Source organism: Imperialibacter roseus (assembly GCF_032999765.1).
In the GTDB taxonomy this organism is placed as follows: domain Bacteria; phylum Bacteroidota; class Bacteroidia; order Cytophagales; family Cyclobacteriaceae; genus Imperialibacter; species Imperialibacter roseus.
Genome location: NZ_CP136051.1, coordinates 155,444 through 170,440, shown reverse-complemented (window position 1 = coordinate 170,440; position 14,997 = coordinate 155,444). Strand labels below are relative to the sequence as shown.

Here is a 14,997-nt window from a genome sequence, read left to right as displayed (position 1 = left end):
GCGGTTAGGTTCTTTACAACCCGTCAACTGCCACTTAATTTAGGTTTACAAACTAATTATCAACGAATAAATTAGCTATATTCATACATGAAGCGCCCAGAGGCAACATGTAGCCCTGGCAACTCAAATAGGTGGTGTGCCTGATAAAATACGGGAAATAGCAGTTTGCGATAAATAGGGTTAAGGGTAATTGGCGGATAGATGTTTATTGATTTCAAACTCAATTATATGCACGTGAAAGTAGCGTCAGTATCGAACGTGATATTTTTTGTTGCCTTGCTTGCGTTGCCACAAAAAACAGCGGCACAGGATTCCGTCGAGGGGCTTATTCAAGTGGAAAGGGACTTTGCAGCTTTTTGTGGTGACAATGGCCTGCCTGAGGCATGGGTCAAGTTTTTCGCACCTGATGGCCTGGTGTTCCAACCACACCCAAAAAACGCTCAGGAAGTTAACTCGGCAAAAATCCCTTCTCCCAAACCCGCCGCCAGCACACTTTACTGGGAGCCTTACCATGGCGCGACGTCCATTGGAGGCGACCTCGGCTTCAACACCGGCCCGTGGAGAATTACTTCAAACACTTCAAATGGCCAGCCTCCACAATACGGTTATTTCTTTTCAGTGTGGAAAAAGCAGCCTTCGGGGGAGTGGAAAGTACTGCTTGACCTGGGCACGACGGCTCCTGCAGCGGGCCCTGAGCATGTGTTCGGCGCTGAATATGATATAAGAAAAAGGGAAGCTGACAATGGCAAAAGCAAAGCAGAGAGTCTGGAGGAAGCAGACTACCTGTTCAACGTGATGGCCACCAAAGGCATCAAAGCGGCCTACCAAAAAATGGCCTCGACTAATCTCCTGTCAACCATCAATGGGTTTCACCCCTTCTATAACAAACGTTCATTTTTATCCTGGATATCTTCAGAAGCGTCGCCCTATATGAAAGGCGCTGCCATTTTTTCCACCATCGATTCTGGCACGTCAGTTTCGCAGGATTTGGGGTATAGCTACGGCAGCTATGAAATAAATGCGTTGATGAAAGAAAAAGGCTATTTCGTCAGAATTTGGAGGCGAAACCCGCAAGGATACTGGTACCTGGCAGCGGAAATCCTGTCCGACAATGTGAAAAGCAGATCCTAAATTAAAGAGGTTACTCTGTGCGTCAGCTGACGCACAGAGTAACCTCTTTAATTATCCAACCGAAAAAACATCCGCCGAGTCTACCAGCTGGCACAATTGGCTACATTAGCCGCATTGGCAGTAGCAGGGTTGCTGCCGATGTTTCCATAGGCAAGAATCACGCTTTTGTTGTCGCCGTCACCCAAATGCACTTTGATGTGCCCATCAAAATTGATAAGCTCGTCATATGAAATCTCGTCGCCGTTGGCTAGCTGAGTAAGTAATGTTTCACTTTTTCCTGTAGCTGCATCCACAGGGGTGAGCATAGCTGCCATGTCTGCCTCCAGGCTGTAAGCACCGTAGTGCAAATGAGCTGGAAATTGGGTCGTGCCTGAGGGCCCTGTAAGCTCAATTGTCAATAAGGTGTTACCGTCGTTTCTTTCAGCTAATGTTGCGTCACCCTTGTAGCCCCAGTCCTGAGCTCCTGTAAATAACGAATAGGTGACACTTTTTCCTGTAAGAGCTGCGGGGTCAATCTCCTCGTCTTTGCAAGCGACCATCGCAAGCAATCCAATGACCAAAACCAAAATATGATACTTTTTCATAAAAGTGGGGCGCAAGCGTTTATCAAAAATAACATCCAATCAACGCTTCTCCCCATCTTTTAATTTCCTTTGAAGCTAAAATTTACTCGCTTTTGTAAACAGCACCAGCTTTCATCACGAACTTCACATCCTGTAGCACTTTGATGTCTTTCAAAGGATCGCCTTTCACCGCAACGATGTCAGCGAAGCCTCCTGCTTTAACTGTTCCGAGTTTTTCGTTTTCCAGAATACCCGCATTGATTGAGGTCGCTGCCATAATCGCTTCCATGGGCTTCATGCCACCACCTACCATAAGTTCAAACTCACGGGCGTTTTTTCCATGAGGGTATACCCCGGCATCAGTACCGAAACCAATTTTCACGCCCGCCTTGTAGGCTTCAGCGAAGGTTCCCTGAATCAGCGGGCCAATGGTTTTGGCTTTTTCGGCAACTATGGCTGGATAGAAGCCTGGAATCTCCGCATTCTCAGCGGCAGAAACACCCGCAATGATGGTCGGAATGTACCAGGTGCCGTACTGTTTCATCAGATCCATTGTTTCTTTATCCATATAGGTGCCATGCTCAATGGTGGTCACACCTCCCTTGATAGCTCTTTGCATACCCTCTATGCCATGGGCATGCGCAGCTACATGCATTTGCATATCGGTGGCAGTTTCCACGATCGTTGTTATTTCGTCTTGCGTAAAGGAAGGGCCTGATCCGTCTTTAGCTACACTCAATACGCCGCCGGTGGCGGTAATCTTAATAAAGTCAGAGCCATCCTTATAGCGCTGACGCACTGCCTTGCGGCCATCTTCGGGACTGTTAGCCACGCCTTCCTTTGGTCCCGGATCACCCATTTTATCAAAGGGAAGTCCATTGGTTGGGTCGCCATGGCCACCGGTAATCGAGATGGTTTTCCCCGCCGTATAAATTCTTGGGCCGTCTACAGTGCCCGCATTGATGGCATTACGCAGAGAAATATTCACTCCGGAGCCCCCGCAGTCACGCACGGTGGTGAAACCTGCCATCAGCGTTTTCTTTGCATATACAGTGCTTTCGAAAGCTTTATCAGCTTCATTCTGCGTGAACCGCTTCACATAACCGGCCCGGCTGGCCTCGCTTTCCATGTGCACATGCATATCGATGAAACCTGGCAGCACCGTCTAAGCCTTCAGGTCAATCACCTTGTCATTTTTGCCTCCTGCTTTGTAGCCGTTCTCCACTGCCACAATCATGTCGTTTTCAATCGTCACTGTCACTTGCGACCTGGGAGAGTCACTCACACCGTCGATGAGCGTGCCACACTGGATCAATGTCTTTTGCGCCTGGGAATGCAAAGCCATCCCGGCCGCCAACGTGAATAATAGTATCCTCTTCAACATATTAGTGAAATTAAGTTCGACTGGAAAAGTAGTCGATTCAAGAAGAATTGCCTGCTAAAAAGTAGCCAGTGGGAATACCTTTGGGTGGGTGGCATATTTTGGATGCCCGGTGCGGCGAAGGCTATGCTCAAAAGAAAAACCACATTACAACCAAGGCACAAATTTCCTGGTCATCATGTGGTCTATTGGCTTTCAATACCTTTATTTACTCTGCACTAAGCATGGTTTAGCACAGGACGTTCCAAAATGGTTTTCTTCCATTTGCGAGCCAGCTGATAGTGAATGTTGGCGTGAAAAGGCCCGTCTGAGCTTACATCAAAAAAGGTGAGCAATATCTCCCCATTGTCTTTGGAGGAGCAAATAAGCTGGAGCACAATAGTGTTCACATTCGCTGGATCAATGGTCTTTTTGCTGTCTGCTGCCTTTTTTCCATTGACCAGCACATGCGCATCAATAATCTCGTCGGACTGAATGACCTGAGTAATGACCTCAGGCTGGCTGTTGTTGACAAACACCAGTCGGTGGTTGGCCGCATCAAAAGCCATCCCTCTGTCTGTCCATACATCATACTGGGCGGGAAGCTTTCCAGTTACAACTTTGATGCTTTTTAAAATGAGCCTGCTTTTACTTGAGGCTGTTCTTGCAAACCACACCACTGGTGCAACGCACGCAATGATGATCACCACATACATGATTATTTCTTGAGATTCCATGATTTATTTTCAATAAAGGGTAGAACAATGTCGTTCAGGAGCAGCGCTCCCGAATGATTACTTGCGGGTAACTAATTGTACTTTTATGAAAACTCGTGGGCGGGGTACAAAAGAGCGGTCACTTCGGTGATCCACTTTTTGTCATGATCGGAAGTATGGGAGAGGCTAACAAAGCGGAATCCTGTAATCGCTGCTTCGTCAGCGACAATGACCCTCTGGAGACCAGGGAACTTGGAGACGGGAAGCTTTACGAAACCAGCACCTGTGCCTGCATCGAAAACCGCAACATAAGGCTGAAGGTAGTCGGTATGACCACTGGCAAGAAGTGCGTTCTTCGACGCTATGCTCGACTCATAAACGTTGGCACTGGCTCCTTGAGAAAAGGCCATGACAATGAGCAAAAACAAGGCTGCAACGCTTCTGTACATACTGTCAAATGACAACAGCAAAATTGATAATTAGTTAACGATTATTTTCAAGCGATGGTTATAAATATTTTGGTTTTCTTTGAACAGGGGAGGCGCAAATTTAAGCAGCATTGTTCCCTTTGTTTTGAACCGGCAAAGACAAAAAAAACAGATTGAAAGCGTTCTCTTGAATACCAAATATCGAAAGAAGGGGCGCCCAATATGGAGGGGAGGAGAAAAATGGCGGCAGGTTGCGGGTAGTTGGCTTGTGCGTTAATTTTTCTATGATTTTTGCTTACTTTTCATCCCATCCGGGAACGGCAAGGAAAAGTAACAGCCTGTCCGGCTAGAGGACTAACAAGAAATTAGAAAACAAAGTCTGGATTAGAAACGAACCGCCTACATACAGGCAGTTGGCTCTAATCTGCCACAGCGTAAAGGTGATTTACTGCCTTGATTTGAGTCTTTTATTAGAGCCTGAGTTTTCTCTACAATATCTAATCCCAAGAATAGATTATGCAACTCAAAGGAAAAACAGCCATCGTCACCGGAGCCACCAGCGGCATGGGCAGGGCCATAGCACTGGCTTATGCAAAAGAAGGAGCCAACGTGGTAGCCAGTGGCAGAAAAGAAACGGCTGGCAGGGCGCTGGTAGATGAAATTAAGGGCCAGGCGGGCAAAGCGATTTTCGTAAAAGGAGATGTGGCCGACCCTGCCGTTAATGAGGCGCTGGTGAAAAGAGCCTTGTCTGAATTTGGGCAACTAGATATTGTATGCACCAACGCCGGCGACCTGGGACTCGGCAAGGTGACAGAGCTGCCCATCGAATTCTGGCAACGAACGCTGGATGTGAACCTAAGCTCGGTCTTCTATCTTCTGAAATATGCGCTTCCCGAAATGATAAAGCAGCCGGGCGCTTCCGTGGTGGTGAATGCTTCCATTGCGGCATTCAAATTCTTCCCCAACCACCCAGCCTACTGTGCATCAAAAGCCGGCCTGGTGGCACTTGCCCGGCAGGTGGCCGTTGACTACAGTCCCAACGTGCGGGTAAATATCATGTGCCCTGGCCCGGTAGACACTCCGCTGATCCACGACTCTGCCAAAGCATTCCCCGACCCAGCAACCGCAGTTGAGAATGCGGGCAAGTCGACACTCTTACAGCGGCTAGGCCAGCCCGGCGACATAGCCAGCCTTGCTTTATTTCTTGCTTCAGATGCTTCTTCTTGGATGACGGGAGCGGTGATTCCTATCGATGGCGGTGTGCTGACCGGAGCTAAATAGAAAGCAGCGAAGAAAAGATCTGTCTCTGAACAAGAGAGCTCTGCCATATCGGAACGGAGATATCTTCTACTTGAACCTATGCCTCACCGTTTACAAAAAGACACCGAGGATGGTTTATTGAAGGCCTACAGTATTCAAAACGCTTATTTCTCAATTCTTATCCCTATCTTTTTAGGATGAAACCCCTAACAAGAAAACTAATCCATTCAGCGGCAGCGTGTATCTTCATTGCCGCACTGGCTGCACCTGCCTTCTCACAGGAAACCAAACTCAGCTCCAAAGTCTACACCTGGGACGAGCTGCCAGTAGAAACCAGCAAAAACGGCGAACGTCGGCAGATAGCAGAAGGATCGACTGACCACCTAAAGTACCTGGAGCTTCACACCACGTCCGTGGGCGCTGGGCTGGCTTTTCATGCTCCTCATTCTCATGACGACGAGGAGTTGGTGATCATCAAAGAAGGCCAGGTAAAAGTAACCGTGGGCGACCAAAGCAAGGTGATGGGCCCTGGCAGTATCGCCCTGATCCAGGCCGGAGAGCAGCATGGCATGACCAACGCAGGCACCACTCCCGCTACCTACTACATCATGCGCTATCACGACAAGGAGCCGCATGACGCTGCCCGTGGAAAAGCCAACGGTGGGTCACTACTAATCAGCTATAACGACACAGAAGCCAAACCTACAGGAAAAGGCACCCGCCGTGATTATTTTGACCGGGCTACCAGCGCTACCGAGAATTTCGAGATGCACGTGACCTCGCTGAACAAAGGCGAGGACAGCCATGCGCCACACACCCACTTTGTGGAAGAGATCATTGTGATCATGAAAGGCAATACACAAATGCATATCGACGGGCAGCTAATCGATGCACCACAAGGGTCGCTTGTTTATCTGGGTTCAAATGTTCCTCATGCACTCAAGAACCTGACCAACGGAAGCTGCGAGTACTTCGCCTTTCAGTGGAAGTAACGGCGTGAACCTGTTGCCTTGCAGTATTAGTTTTTATCATCAAAAAGCATAATGGAAGTAGTAAAAAACGATTCCGGATTTGAACAGATCGGTTCGAATTCCTCTTTACACAGAAAGGTCATCCACCTCGACAAACTAATGATGACGGTCATAGAATTCACCAATGGCCCGATGACTGTGCCAGACCCGCCCCACAAGCACCCACATGAGCAAATCTCGTATGTGGCTGCGGGCTCTTTGAAGCTATTCATTGAGGATAGGGAATACTTGCTGAATCAAGGAGACGTTTTCAAAGTGGCCTCCAACCTCAATCACTGCATACAGACCTTGACCGAAAAAGTGACATTGGTGGATGGATTTGCACCGATAAGAGAGGATTTTTTATAAACCATCCAAACATAAAAAAGAGCCCTCATCGGGCTCTTTCTTCTTCACCTAAATTCTCCAACCTTCGAATTAGTGTTCAGCTACTGAAATTGCTCTGGGAATACCCTGGCGAACAGCTTGGTATTGCTCTTTGTTATTGGCAGCGATATCATAGAAATCCTTGCCAAACATCTGCTGTGAGCGCTCCTGGTAGATTTGATTGAACCCTTCCTGGATGTAAGCCAAATTCACCAGATAATCGCTGTAGGTATCACCATCGTCAAAACCTGCGCTTACGACATAGTTGGATTTATCTTTCTGCCGTTGGCCCATCACAAAATCATACACCAACTGCTGGTTGGCTGCTCCAGCATTATCTCCCAATCGTATTTTTAGAATATCCATGTCATGCTCAGCAGCGTATTGATCGTCGATCTCAGGAAGCTGTTTCCCGTCAGCGGCTGGCCTTCCTGGCATAGGAGGTAGCAGAAACGGCATCTCAAAGCTCTTTCCGGAGACTGTTTGACCGATGTAAAGAATCTTCCTGCGGTCGGCTTTTCTCAACTCCGTTTGAACATCTCGTACCAAACTCATTGATTGATCTTTATCCACTCTCAAAATAATGACCGCATGGTCTGATAACTTTGCGTCTTTAACTAGGGAAGCAATATCACTGAGGTTGTAGACCTTTCCCTCAATGCTTAACTTGTTGCCCGTTATGCTGACGTTCAACGCATCAGATCTATTGCCGTCAAACGTATACCCGTTATCCGGCAAGACCGGCAAATTGACACCTGCTTCAAACTCAGTGGAAGTTTCTGCTGCCGGCCCCGACTCGGCCACTGATTCATCCATTTTGGAATTGCACTGCACAATAATGGCACTAAAAAGCACTGTGCCTGCTATGGCCATGGCTACTTTCACTTTGCCTGACCATCCTGATTTTTGATTTGTCATCATGGTTATTCTTTTTTTGATAAATGATAAGTTGAAATTGTGTACCAACCCGAATGAGTTGTTGCTGATCAACTGCTTCAGAAGCAAAGTCTGGTACTCAACCAGGGAATAACCCGAAGTAATTATTTTCTTATCTGCTATGTATTCATGTGTAGTTTTTAGGGATTTAATTAGCTGCCAGATCACCGGATTGAACCAGAGAAAGGCCGCCAAAAGTTGAACAATAAGTAAGTCGACGGAATGCCGCTGCTCAATATGCGTTTTTTCATGTGCCAGGATCTGCTGGAACTCCGATGAGTCTACCAGCGAATCGGGGACAAACACATAGTTGAGAAACGAAAATGGGGAGATCGGCTGCGGAAGCTTCACGACCTTTATGCCATCCATTTCTTCGTATGAATGGCTTGAGATCACTTTCCTTATCCAGCGCAGTGACCAGCATGTTCTCGACAAACAGACCACCACCCCTATAGCGTACAACAACAGTATTCCGTTAATTGCCAGGCGCAGCCAGTCTACGCCAGTGCTTACCATCACACCAGGCTCGGCTGCAGTTTGCGTTGAGCCCGCAGCGCTGCGTGCTTCAAACTCCCAGGCAGCCATGGCCTCGTAGTACGACATCCTGGCCTTGCTGATTTCAGCAATGGGCCGCTCAAGTACCGTCACTTCAGTTGGGCTGATATCAAAACTCACCAACGGGAAAAGCAGGGAAAACGCTAAAATTCCTAACAGAAAGAAGCGGTTGAGACTGAAAAAAGTCTCTTTGCGCAACACCAAAACATACAGCAGGTAGAAGAATGCCAACAAAGCACTCGACTCCAATAGATACATGATGAGCTCAGCCATTTTTCTTCTTTTTTAAGTCTTCCAGCATTTTCATTGCTTCATCCAGCTCCTTTTCGTCGAGCTTTTTGCTTTCGGAAAAAAAGTTGACCACCTGGCTCAGGGAATTGTCGTAATAATCCTTCACCAGCCTCGACAGCTGCCCCTTACTGTAGGCTTCCTTCGAAATCAGAGGATGGTACTGATGCGAATTGCCATAAGCCGTAAAGCCTACAATCTCTTTCTGCACCAGCACTCTCACAATCGTCGAAACGGAATTGTAAGGAGGCTTAGGGTCGGGATACTGATCAAGGATATCCTTGATAAAACCTTTGTCAATATCCCAGAGGATCATCATGATCTTCTCTTCTGCCTTAGTTAAAGTGACCATTGCTTTGAGTTTTGTTAATCAGCAAGACAAGCTTACAACTTAATTTTAAGTTTGTCAACTTATTTTTAAGTTATTCTATTTAGTATTAAGTTAATGGTGTTGAATTTGTAATTTTTCGCCTGCATCTGGTACTCATTGAGGCAAATACTCAAGATTATGTATCATGCAGCATCTGGCAGCTAGCCAGGTAGAATCGTCAGCATCTGTGGAGAAAATCAGAATTGGCGGCACATATCAACTTTATGTCGGTATATTCTGAGCAGACGCCAATGAAGCAAACCATCACAAAATGAAAGCAGCCAACTGGATCAACTATGGCCCTCCTGAAATACTGAAGTTGACGGAACGTGAGAAGCCCGCTGCCAAAGACAATGAAGTGCTGATAAAAGTGATGGCGACAACGGTCAACCGGACTGATTGCGCCATGCTCAGGGCCAAACCGTTTTTTATGCGCTTAGTCACAGGTTTAAGCAAACCACGCAAGCAGAGCACAGGCACAGATTTAGCTGGCGAAGTGGTGGCAGTAGGTAAGGCTGTTGAATCATTCCAACCTGGCGACAGAGTGTTTGCCTTTGAAGACCTTGGGCTCAGCTCACATGCTGAATACACAACATTCCAGGCAGACAAGGCCATTTGCACCATCCCCGACAACTTCAGCTTCGCCGATGCCGCTGCGTGTATTGAAGGCCCACACTACGCTTACTATTTTCTTGGCAAAGTCAATTTGCAGGCTGGTCAGAATGTATTGGTAAATGGGGCATCGGGCGCTATAGGGTCGGCCACTGTACAATTATGCAAATACCACGGTGCCACAGTGACGGCAGTGTGCCAGGGCAAAGACTTTGACCTGGTCAGGAACCTTGGTGCCGACGAGCTGATCGACTACACCAGGGAAGACTTTACAAAAACTGATCAGCAGTTTGACCACATTTTTGACGCTGTAGGCAAGAGCTCTTTTGGAAAATGCAAGCGCCTATTGAAAACAGGGGGCGTCTATATGTCTTCGGAACTTGGACGCAACGGTGAAAATATTTTCTATTCGATTCTCACGCCGCTCTTTGGCAAAAAGAAAGTGAAGTTTCCCATTCCTTTAGATAAAAAGGAGAGTCTGCTATTTATCAGGCAAATGATGGAGGAAGGGAAATTGAAACCTGTCATTGACAGACAATACAAGCTGGAGCAACTGGTTGAAGCTTTTACCTATGTGGAGACGGGGCAGAAAACAGGCAATGTTATTCTAATTCCCTCAGAATGAAAGCGATGATTTATACCCAATACGGCGCTTCCGATGTGCTTAGGCTGGAGGACGTCGGGAAGCCCATTCCAAAGGATGATGAGGTGCTTGTGAAAGTACATGCTGCCTCCCTCAATTCATGGGACTGGGACAGGCTCACTGGCAAGCCACGTATCTACCGGTTGCTAAGTGGCATGGGCAAGCCGACACTCCCCATCCTTGGTGCCGATGTGGCGGGTGTGGTAGTGGAAACCGGCACCCAAATCACAAAGTTCAAGCCTGGCGACGAGGTCTTTGGCGACTTGTCTGCCGGTAAATGGGGCGGCTTTGCTGAATACACCTGCGCAAAAGAAGAGGAGCTGACTATCAAACCAGCTTCCATGACATTTGAAGAAGCCGCTGCCATTCCTCAGGCCGGCGGCATGGCGCTCCAGGCTCTGACGGAAAAAAGAACCATAAAAGCTGGTGATAGTGTCCTCATCAATGGCGCCGGTGGTGGAGTGGGCACTTTTGCCATCCAAATTGCTAAAAGCCTGGGCGCCCACATAACGGCGGTGGATTTGACAGAAAAACACGCTATGCTGCAATCGCTGGGTGCGAGCCGTGTGATCGATCACACCAAAGAAGACTTTACTAAACAAGACAGGCAATATGATTTGATCGTCGATGTGATAGCCACCCGGTCGATATCGGACTACAAAAGGGTCTTGAAACCCGGCGGGGTATATACCATGATCGGAGGCCACCTGGGTACCATTTTCCAGGTGGGCTTATTGGGAGGCCTTGTATCAACAAAGGAAAAGCGACTAAGTATTCTTATACAGCAACCAAATAAGCCCCTGGGTGCTTTCATCAAATTATTTGAGGAAGGCAAAGTCAAACCGATCATCGACAAAGTGTATCCATTGGAGGAACTGCCGGAAGCGTTTCAAAGAATTGGTAATGGAAGTGTAAAAGGCAAAGTAGTCATCACTCCTCACGCCGGGTAAGTCATTGGGCGTAAACAAATTGGAGGGGTCCTTTCGGTCAGGACGCTTCATCTTGTCCCTGATACTTTAACTTTGAGAAATGATGAAAACTTCATCCCTTTGAAAAATTAACAGTGAACACCTGGCTAAATGACACTGCAAGAAACAATATCAAAGCACGACAACAACTCTTTTTCAGACATTAAGAAACGAGTGTATGATGAGTGCTTACTTCATCTCTCAAACCTGCAAATGGAAGACGAGAGTAAGGAGTATGGTGCTTGCACTTTTACGGTCAACTCCTTAGTGGTGATCGGCAGGGACGCCAAGCAAACGCCGAAAAAAACGGGTCAGTTCGTCACTATCTGGAAAAGAGTGGACAACGGCCCTACCCAGCCATTTAGCGCTTCGGACACATTTGATTTTTTTGTGATCAACACCAGAAAAGGAGATCACTCTGGGCAATTTGTTTTCCCGAAAGCAGCACTGATAAAGCATCGGATTGTCTCTCAACCCCCGGTAAGGGGAAAACTCGGGATGCGTGTCTATCCTCCGTGGGAGTTGGCGGAGAGCAAGCAGGCAATGAAAACGCAGGACTGGCAACTGAAGTTTTTTCTTCATATCCCAGAGCGAGGCGACGTCGACCTTCAACGGGCAAAGTTGCTCTATGCTAAAACGGCTCTTTAAAGTCACAGCAATAGCTTACAGAAAACAGTTTTAAGGTTAAATTGGGATGACATGCCACGCATTCAACTTTCTCCCCTAGACACAACCCATGCTTTGTTCATTATTGAACTCGTCAACTCCCCTGGCTGGCTGGAGTTCATAGGCGAAAGAAATGTAAAAAGCCGGGAAGACGCTGACGCCTACATCCGTAAGATTGAAAGCAACCCAGCTGTTGACTACTGGGTTATTGAACTGGTCACCTCCGGAGAGCCGGTCGGTATAGTAACGCTCATCCAACGAGACTACCTGCAGTCGCCCGATATCGGGTTTGCGTTGCTTCCTGCGTTTGAAAAACAAGGCTATGCCTTTGAAGCCGTTTCGCTATTTCTTAACGACTTCTTCAGCGTTTCAACAAACAAAGAAATTCACGCTATTATCCTGGATCACAATCGGCCATCAATTCAACTCGTCCAAAAGCTCGGGCTTGTGTTTAGCGATCGCATTGAGGTAAATGGCGAGCAGCTTTCGCTTTATTCAAAAAAAATCACCTGACAAGGCTCAAAAAGTTGGCTGCTTCCGGGCAAAATCCTGCTGCTCTTTTTAAGTTCGTGAGGTGAAAGTGGGAAGCGGCACACGGAGTAGCCTGCGGGTAATTAAAGAACAAAAGATAATGGCGAAAGGGTTTGTCGAAGACAAGCATTTTAAAGGAGTCAATTTTTCGGAAGCGCCGTTAGTGGGCAGCGATTATGAAGCCTGCCACTTCTCCAACTGCCTTTTTGCTGGCGTCAATCTCTCGCATATCAATTTTATGGAATGTGTATTTGAGCATTGCGACCTGAGCATGGCGAAGCTAGGTAATACGGCCTTCAAAGACACCACCTTCAAGGGCTGTAAGCTTCTGGGCCTTCATTTCGAAGACGTCAATCCTTTTTTGTTGGCGCTGAGTTTTACCGATTGTCAGCTTAACCTTTCTTCGTTCTTTAATCTGAATTTAAAGAAAACAAGGTTTGTCAATTGTGGTCTGAAAGAAGTTGATTTTAGTGGCGCAGATTTATCGCTGGCCGTGTTCGACAACTGCGACCTGCTTGGAGCTGTATTTGGTAACACCATGCTTGAAAAGGCAGACTTCCGAACTGCCTTCAATTATTCGCTGGATCCTGAAGTTAACAAGATAAAAAAGGCGAAGTTTTCCGTATCGGGATTGCCTGGCCTGCTCGGCAAGTACAATATCGAGATAGGGTAATTTGCAACGATAATCCTTGGCCGGGAGTCCTTGCTTCGTCAACAGGCTGTCAACCTATGAGAAAGAACCTACTACCTGCCCTTGGACTGCTACTCGTCACTCATTTTGCCGTGGGACAAAAGGTGTATCAATATGCAGTGCCTCCTCAGCAAACGGACCGATGGGAGACGGAAAACCTTTTGCAGGCGATAGCAGATACCACGCTGCTATTTAGTTTCTTCAACAAGATGATCAACGAGGATCATCAGGTCCACAGCATCCTGCTGGTGAAAGATGGAAAGCTGGTGCTTGAAGAATACTTTGGAGAACACAAAGCTGACCAAACCCACGACCTGCGCTCTGCCACAAAAAGCATCCGCTCACTTTTGGTTGGTATTGCCATCGACAAGGGCTTCATCGAAAGCGTTGACGATCCTATTTTCAAGTACTTGAAAAGCCCTGAGCCACAGAAAAACATCGACGCCAGGAAAGAACAAATCACCATCCGCCACCTGCTCACCATGAGCACTGGGCTCGATTGTAACGATTGGGATAAATCCTCGAAAGGCCAGGAGGACAAAGTGTATAAGAAAAAAGACTGGTTACAATACACCCTTGATTTGCCCATGGTGCGAGACCCTGGTGATTCAGCTCTTTACTGTAGCATGGGTGTCGTATTGGCGGCGGAGGTAGTGAGTCAGGCCTCTGGCATGTCTATCGACGCATTCGCTGAAAAGTATTTGTTTGCTCCTCTGGGCATCGAAAACGTACAGTGGGGGCACACAACCACCGGTCGGGATATAATTCCGTCCGGCAAGCGGCTGTACATGACTTCCCGTGATTTTGCTAAAATCGGGCAGCTGGTCATGAACCATGGTGCCTGGAGCGATCAGCAAATAGTATCTGCCGGCTGGATACAACAAGCGACAGAAAGGCAAACCAACCTTGCCGGTCTGGACTACGGTTTTCTGTGGTGGAGCATCCCGTTCCAAATAGGCGATGAACTGAAAAAAGAAACCGTCGCAACAGGAAACGGTGGGCAATACCTCATGCTGTTCCCTGAACTGAAACTGGTAGCTGCTTTTACCGGCGGCGCATATAACTCTGACGACGACAAGTTCCCTTTTGCGATTATGAACAGGGTTTTGCTGCCGCAGTTTGTTGAAGCCAATAGATGAGCTTTACTGGGGCTGCCGGGCAATTGATTAGAAATAGGAACAGTACCATGTCATTTATCATATTGCCCAAAGACTGTTGCTGACAAGTATCATTGGTTAATAATAGCACTTTCATGAAATTAACTGTGGTTTAAACAACTAATGTCATGAAAGAATCTATGCAAAGAAATGGGCCCAATGGAGCTGTTTACGGCCTCGGATTTATCGGTGCTGTCATTTACTACATCTCCAACGCTACAGGCTTCTGGATGGGCGTTGTCGGATTTCTGAAAGCGATGGTGTGGCCAGGCTTTTTGGTGTACGAAGCACTGAAAGCATTGGGCGCCTGAGAAAACAAGGTACATTGCTATATTGCACCTTCACACTCAATGAAGGAATGGATGTTGTCATTAGCCAACATAATGGAGTCGACATAGCGGAAGTGATTTCCAATGAGCTGACCATAAAGGATGCACAAGACGCTCTTGATGTGTTGGCGAACTGTTCTTACCAGGGCGCCGATAATATCATTTGGCATGAGAAGAATATTGCAGCCGCCTTTTTTGACCTGAGAACCGGCCTGGCCGGTGAGGTGCTGCAAAAGTTTTCCAACTACCGGGCAAGGCTGGCAATCGTGGGCGACTTTTCGAAATACGAAAGCAAGGCGCTGCGAGACTTCATTTTTGAAAGCAACAGGCAGGGAAGAATTAGTTTCGTTGGTTCAGTGATCGAGGCAAAAGAACAGCTGAGCAAATAGTTTAGGC

17 protein-coding genes and 1 pseudogene are annotated in these 14,997 nt (G+C 47.3%); 12 read left to right on the top strand and 6 right to left on the bottom strand.

The features are described from left to right. The first annotated feature begins 228 nt into the window (after nt 1-228). Nucleotides 229-1,131 (top strand): YybH family protein, encoded by a 903-nt coding sequence (locus RT717_RS00645; RefSeq protein ID WP_317489814.1) that lies wholly within the window; start codon nt 229-231, stop codon nt 1,129-1,131. 80 nt (nt 1,132-1,211) lie between these two features. Here the strand turns inward: RT717_RS00645 and RT717_RS00640 are convergent, their stop codons facing one another. The 4 genes and pseudogenes from RT717_RS00640 to RT717_RS00625 form a co-directional block, all read right to left on the bottom strand. After that, a complete protein-coding gene (locus RT717_RS00640; RefSeq protein ID WP_317489813.1) occupies nt 1,212-1,715 on the bottom strand; it encodes a hypothetical protein in 504 nt (167 codons plus the stop codon). An 82-nt stretch (nt 1,716-1,797) separates the two neighbouring features. Continuing rightward, nucleotides 1,798-3,075: pseudogene (locus RT717_RS00635) on the bottom strand (amidohydrolase family protein). A gap of 218 nt (nt 3,076-3,293) precedes the next feature. After that, nucleotides 3,294-3,791 (bottom strand): hypothetical protein, encoded by a 498-nt coding sequence (locus tag RT717_RS00630; RefSeq protein WP_317489812.1) that lies wholly within the window; start codon nt 3,789-3,791, stop codon nt 3,294-3,296. Between the two features lie 83 nt (nt 3,792-3,874). Next, nucleotides 3,875-4,219 carry a hypothetical protein gene (locus RT717_RS00625; RefSeq protein ID WP_317489811.1) on the bottom strand — a complete coding sequence of 115 codons (345 nt, stop codon included), beginning with the start codon at nt 4,217-4,219 and terminating at the stop codon, nt 3,875-3,877. A 495-nt stretch (nt 4,220-4,714) separates the two neighbouring features. Between RT717_RS00625 and RT717_RS00620 the strand changes: the two genes are divergently transcribed. From RT717_RS00620 to RT717_RS00610, 3 genes are all read left to right on the top strand, one after another. After that, nucleotides 4,715-5,479: an SDR family NAD(P)-dependent oxidoreductase gene (locus RT717_RS00620; RefSeq protein WP_317489810.1), complete on the top strand. Its 765-nt coding sequence runs from the start codon at nt 4,715-4,717 to the stop codon at nt 5,477-5,479. Nucleotides 5,480-5,655: 176 nt separating this feature from the next. Next, nucleotides 5,656-6,450, top strand: a complete 795-nt coding sequence (locus RT717_RS00615; protein WP_317489809.1) for a cupin domain-containing protein — start codon at nt 5,656-5,658, stop codon at nt 6,448-6,450. A 51-nt stretch (nt 6,451-6,501) separates the two neighbouring features. Then, a complete protein-coding gene (locus tag RT717_RS00610) occupies nt 6,502-6,837 on the top strand; it encodes a cupin domain-containing protein (protein ID WP_317489808.1) in 336 nt (111 codons plus the stop codon). A 69-nt stretch (nt 6,838-6,906) separates the two neighbouring features. On the opposite strand, the gene RT717_RS00605 is transcribed toward RT717_RS00610, so the two are convergent. Together RT717_RS00605 and RT717_RS00600 are read right to left on the bottom strand one after the other, a co-directional pair. Then, entirely contained in the window at nt 6,907-8,619 is a 1,713-nt protein-coding gene (locus RT717_RS00605) for a M56 family metallopeptidase (protein ID WP_317489807.1), read from the bottom strand. After that, the gene (locus RT717_RS00600) at nt 8,612-8,986 is read right to left on the bottom strand and encodes a BlaI/MecI/CopY family transcriptional regulator (protein ID WP_317489806.1); all 375 of its coding nucleotides are present in this window, start codon (nt 8,984-8,986) and stop codon (nt 8,612-8,614) included. The genes RT717_RS00605 and RT717_RS00600 overlap by 8 nt, the downstream gene beginning before the upstream one ends. A gap of 289 nt (nt 8,987-9,275) precedes the next feature. Here RT717_RS00600 and RT717_RS00595 point away from each other — a divergent pair, with 289 nt between their 5' ends. From RT717_RS00595 to RT717_RS00560, 8 genes are all read left to right on the top strand, one after another. Then, entirely contained in the window at nt 9,276-10,241 is a 966-nt protein-coding gene (locus RT717_RS00595) for an NAD(P)-dependent alcohol dehydrogenase (protein WP_317489805.1), read from the top strand. Further along, on the top strand, nt 10,238-11,209 hold the full coding sequence (locus RT717_RS00590; RefSeq protein ID WP_317489804.1) for an NAD(P)-dependent alcohol dehydrogenase: 972 nt from the start codon (nt 10,238-10,240) through the stop codon (nt 11,207-11,209). Before RT717_RS00595 ends, RT717_RS00590 begins: the two co-directional genes overlap by 4 nt. Nucleotides 11,210-11,338: 129 nt before the next feature. Continuing rightward, the gene (locus tag RT717_RS00585) at nt 11,339-11,875 is read left to right on the top strand and encodes a MepB family protein (RefSeq protein WP_317489803.1); all 537 of its coding nucleotides are present in this window, start codon (nt 11,339-11,341) and stop codon (nt 11,873-11,875) included. Nucleotides 11,876-11,926: 51 nt separating this feature from the next. Beyond that, nucleotides 11,927-12,406, top strand: a complete 480-nt coding sequence (locus RT717_RS00580; RefSeq protein WP_317489802.1) for a GNAT family N-acetyltransferase — start codon at nt 11,927-11,929, stop codon at nt 12,404-12,406. A gap of 118 nt (nt 12,407-12,524) precedes the next feature. Continuing rightward, entirely contained in the window at nt 12,525-13,097 is a 573-nt protein-coding gene (locus RT717_RS00575) for a pentapeptide repeat-containing protein (protein ID WP_317489801.1), read from the top strand. 56 nt (nt 13,098-13,153) lie between these two features. Next, nucleotides 13,154-14,254, top strand: a complete 1,101-nt coding sequence (locus RT717_RS00570; protein ID WP_317489800.1) for a serine hydrolase domain-containing protein — start codon at nt 13,154-13,156, stop codon at nt 14,252-14,254. Nucleotides 14,255-14,400: 146 nt separating this feature from the next. Continuing rightward, nucleotides 14,401-14,583 carry a hypothetical protein gene (locus RT717_RS00565; RefSeq protein WP_317489799.1) on the top strand — a complete coding sequence of 61 codons (183 nt, stop codon included), beginning with the start codon at nt 14,401-14,403 and terminating at the stop codon, nt 14,581-14,583. 14 nt (nt 14,584-14,597) lie between these two features. Beyond that, the gene (locus tag RT717_RS00560) at nt 14,598-14,990 is read left to right on the top strand and encodes a DUF4180 domain-containing protein (protein ID WP_317489798.1); all 393 of its coding nucleotides are present in this window, start codon (nt 14,598-14,600) and stop codon (nt 14,988-14,990) included. The last annotated feature ends 7 nt before the right edge of the window (nt 14,991-14,997 follow it).

Excerpts from the sequence above, each read along its gene's own strand:
- RT717_RS00645 (WP_317489814.1), top strand. The coding sequence starts at position 229 with ATGCACGTGAAAGTAGCGTCAGTATCGAACGTGATATTTTTTGTTGCC.
- RT717_RS00640 (WP_317489813.1), bottom strand. The coding sequence starts at position 1,715 with ATGAAAAAGTATCATATTTTGGTTTTGGTCATTGGATTGCTTGCGATG.
- RT717_RS00630 (WP_317489812.1), bottom strand. The coding sequence starts at position 3,791 with ATGGAATCTCAAGAAATAATCATGTATGTGGTGATCATCATTGCGTGC.
- RT717_RS00625 (WP_317489811.1), bottom strand. The coding sequence starts at position 4,219 with ATGTACAGAAGCGTTGCAGCCTTGTTTTTGCTCATTGTCATGGCCTTT.
- RT717_RS00620 (WP_317489810.1), top strand. The coding sequence starts at position 4,715 with ATGCAACTCAAAGGAAAAACAGCCATCGTCACCGGAGCCACCAGCGGC.
- RT717_RS00615 (WP_317489809.1), top strand. The coding sequence starts at position 5,656 with ATGAAACCCCTAACAAGAAAACTAATCCATTCAGCGGCAGCGTGTATC.
- RT717_RS00610 (WP_317489808.1), top strand. The coding sequence starts at position 6,502 with ATGGAAGTAGTAAAAAACGATTCCGGATTTGAACAGATCGGTTCGAAT.
- RT717_RS00605 (WP_317489807.1), bottom strand. The coding sequence starts at position 8,619 with ATGGCTGAGCTCATCATGTATCTATTGGAGTCGAGTGCTTTGTTGGCA.
- RT717_RS00600 (WP_317489806.1), bottom strand. The coding sequence starts at position 8,986 with ATGGTCACTTTAACTAAGGCAGAAGAGAAGATCATGATGATCCTCTGG.
- RT717_RS00595 (WP_317489805.1), top strand. The coding sequence starts at position 9,276 with ATGAAAGCAGCCAACTGGATCAACTATGGCCCTCCTGAAATACTGAAG.
- RT717_RS00590 (WP_317489804.1), top strand. The coding sequence starts at position 10,238 with ATGAAAGCGATGATTTATACCCAATACGGCGCTTCCGATGTGCTTAGG.
- RT717_RS00585 (WP_317489803.1), top strand. The coding sequence starts at position 11,339 with ATGACACTGCAAGAAACAATATCAAAGCACGACAACAACTCTTTTTCA.
- RT717_RS00580 (WP_317489802.1), top strand. The coding sequence starts at position 11,927 with ATGCCACGCATTCAACTTTCTCCCCTAGACACAACCCATGCTTTGTTC.
- RT717_RS00575 (WP_317489801.1), top strand. The coding sequence starts at position 12,525 with ATGGCGAAAGGGTTTGTCGAAGACAAGCATTTTAAAGGAGTCAATTTT.
- RT717_RS00570 (WP_317489800.1), top strand. The coding sequence starts at position 13,154 with ATGAGAAAGAACCTACTACCTGCCCTTGGACTGCTACTCGTCACTCAT.
- RT717_RS00565 (WP_317489799.1), top strand. The coding sequence starts at position 14,401 with ATGAAAGAATCTATGCAAAGAAATGGGCCCAATGGAGCTGTTTACGGC.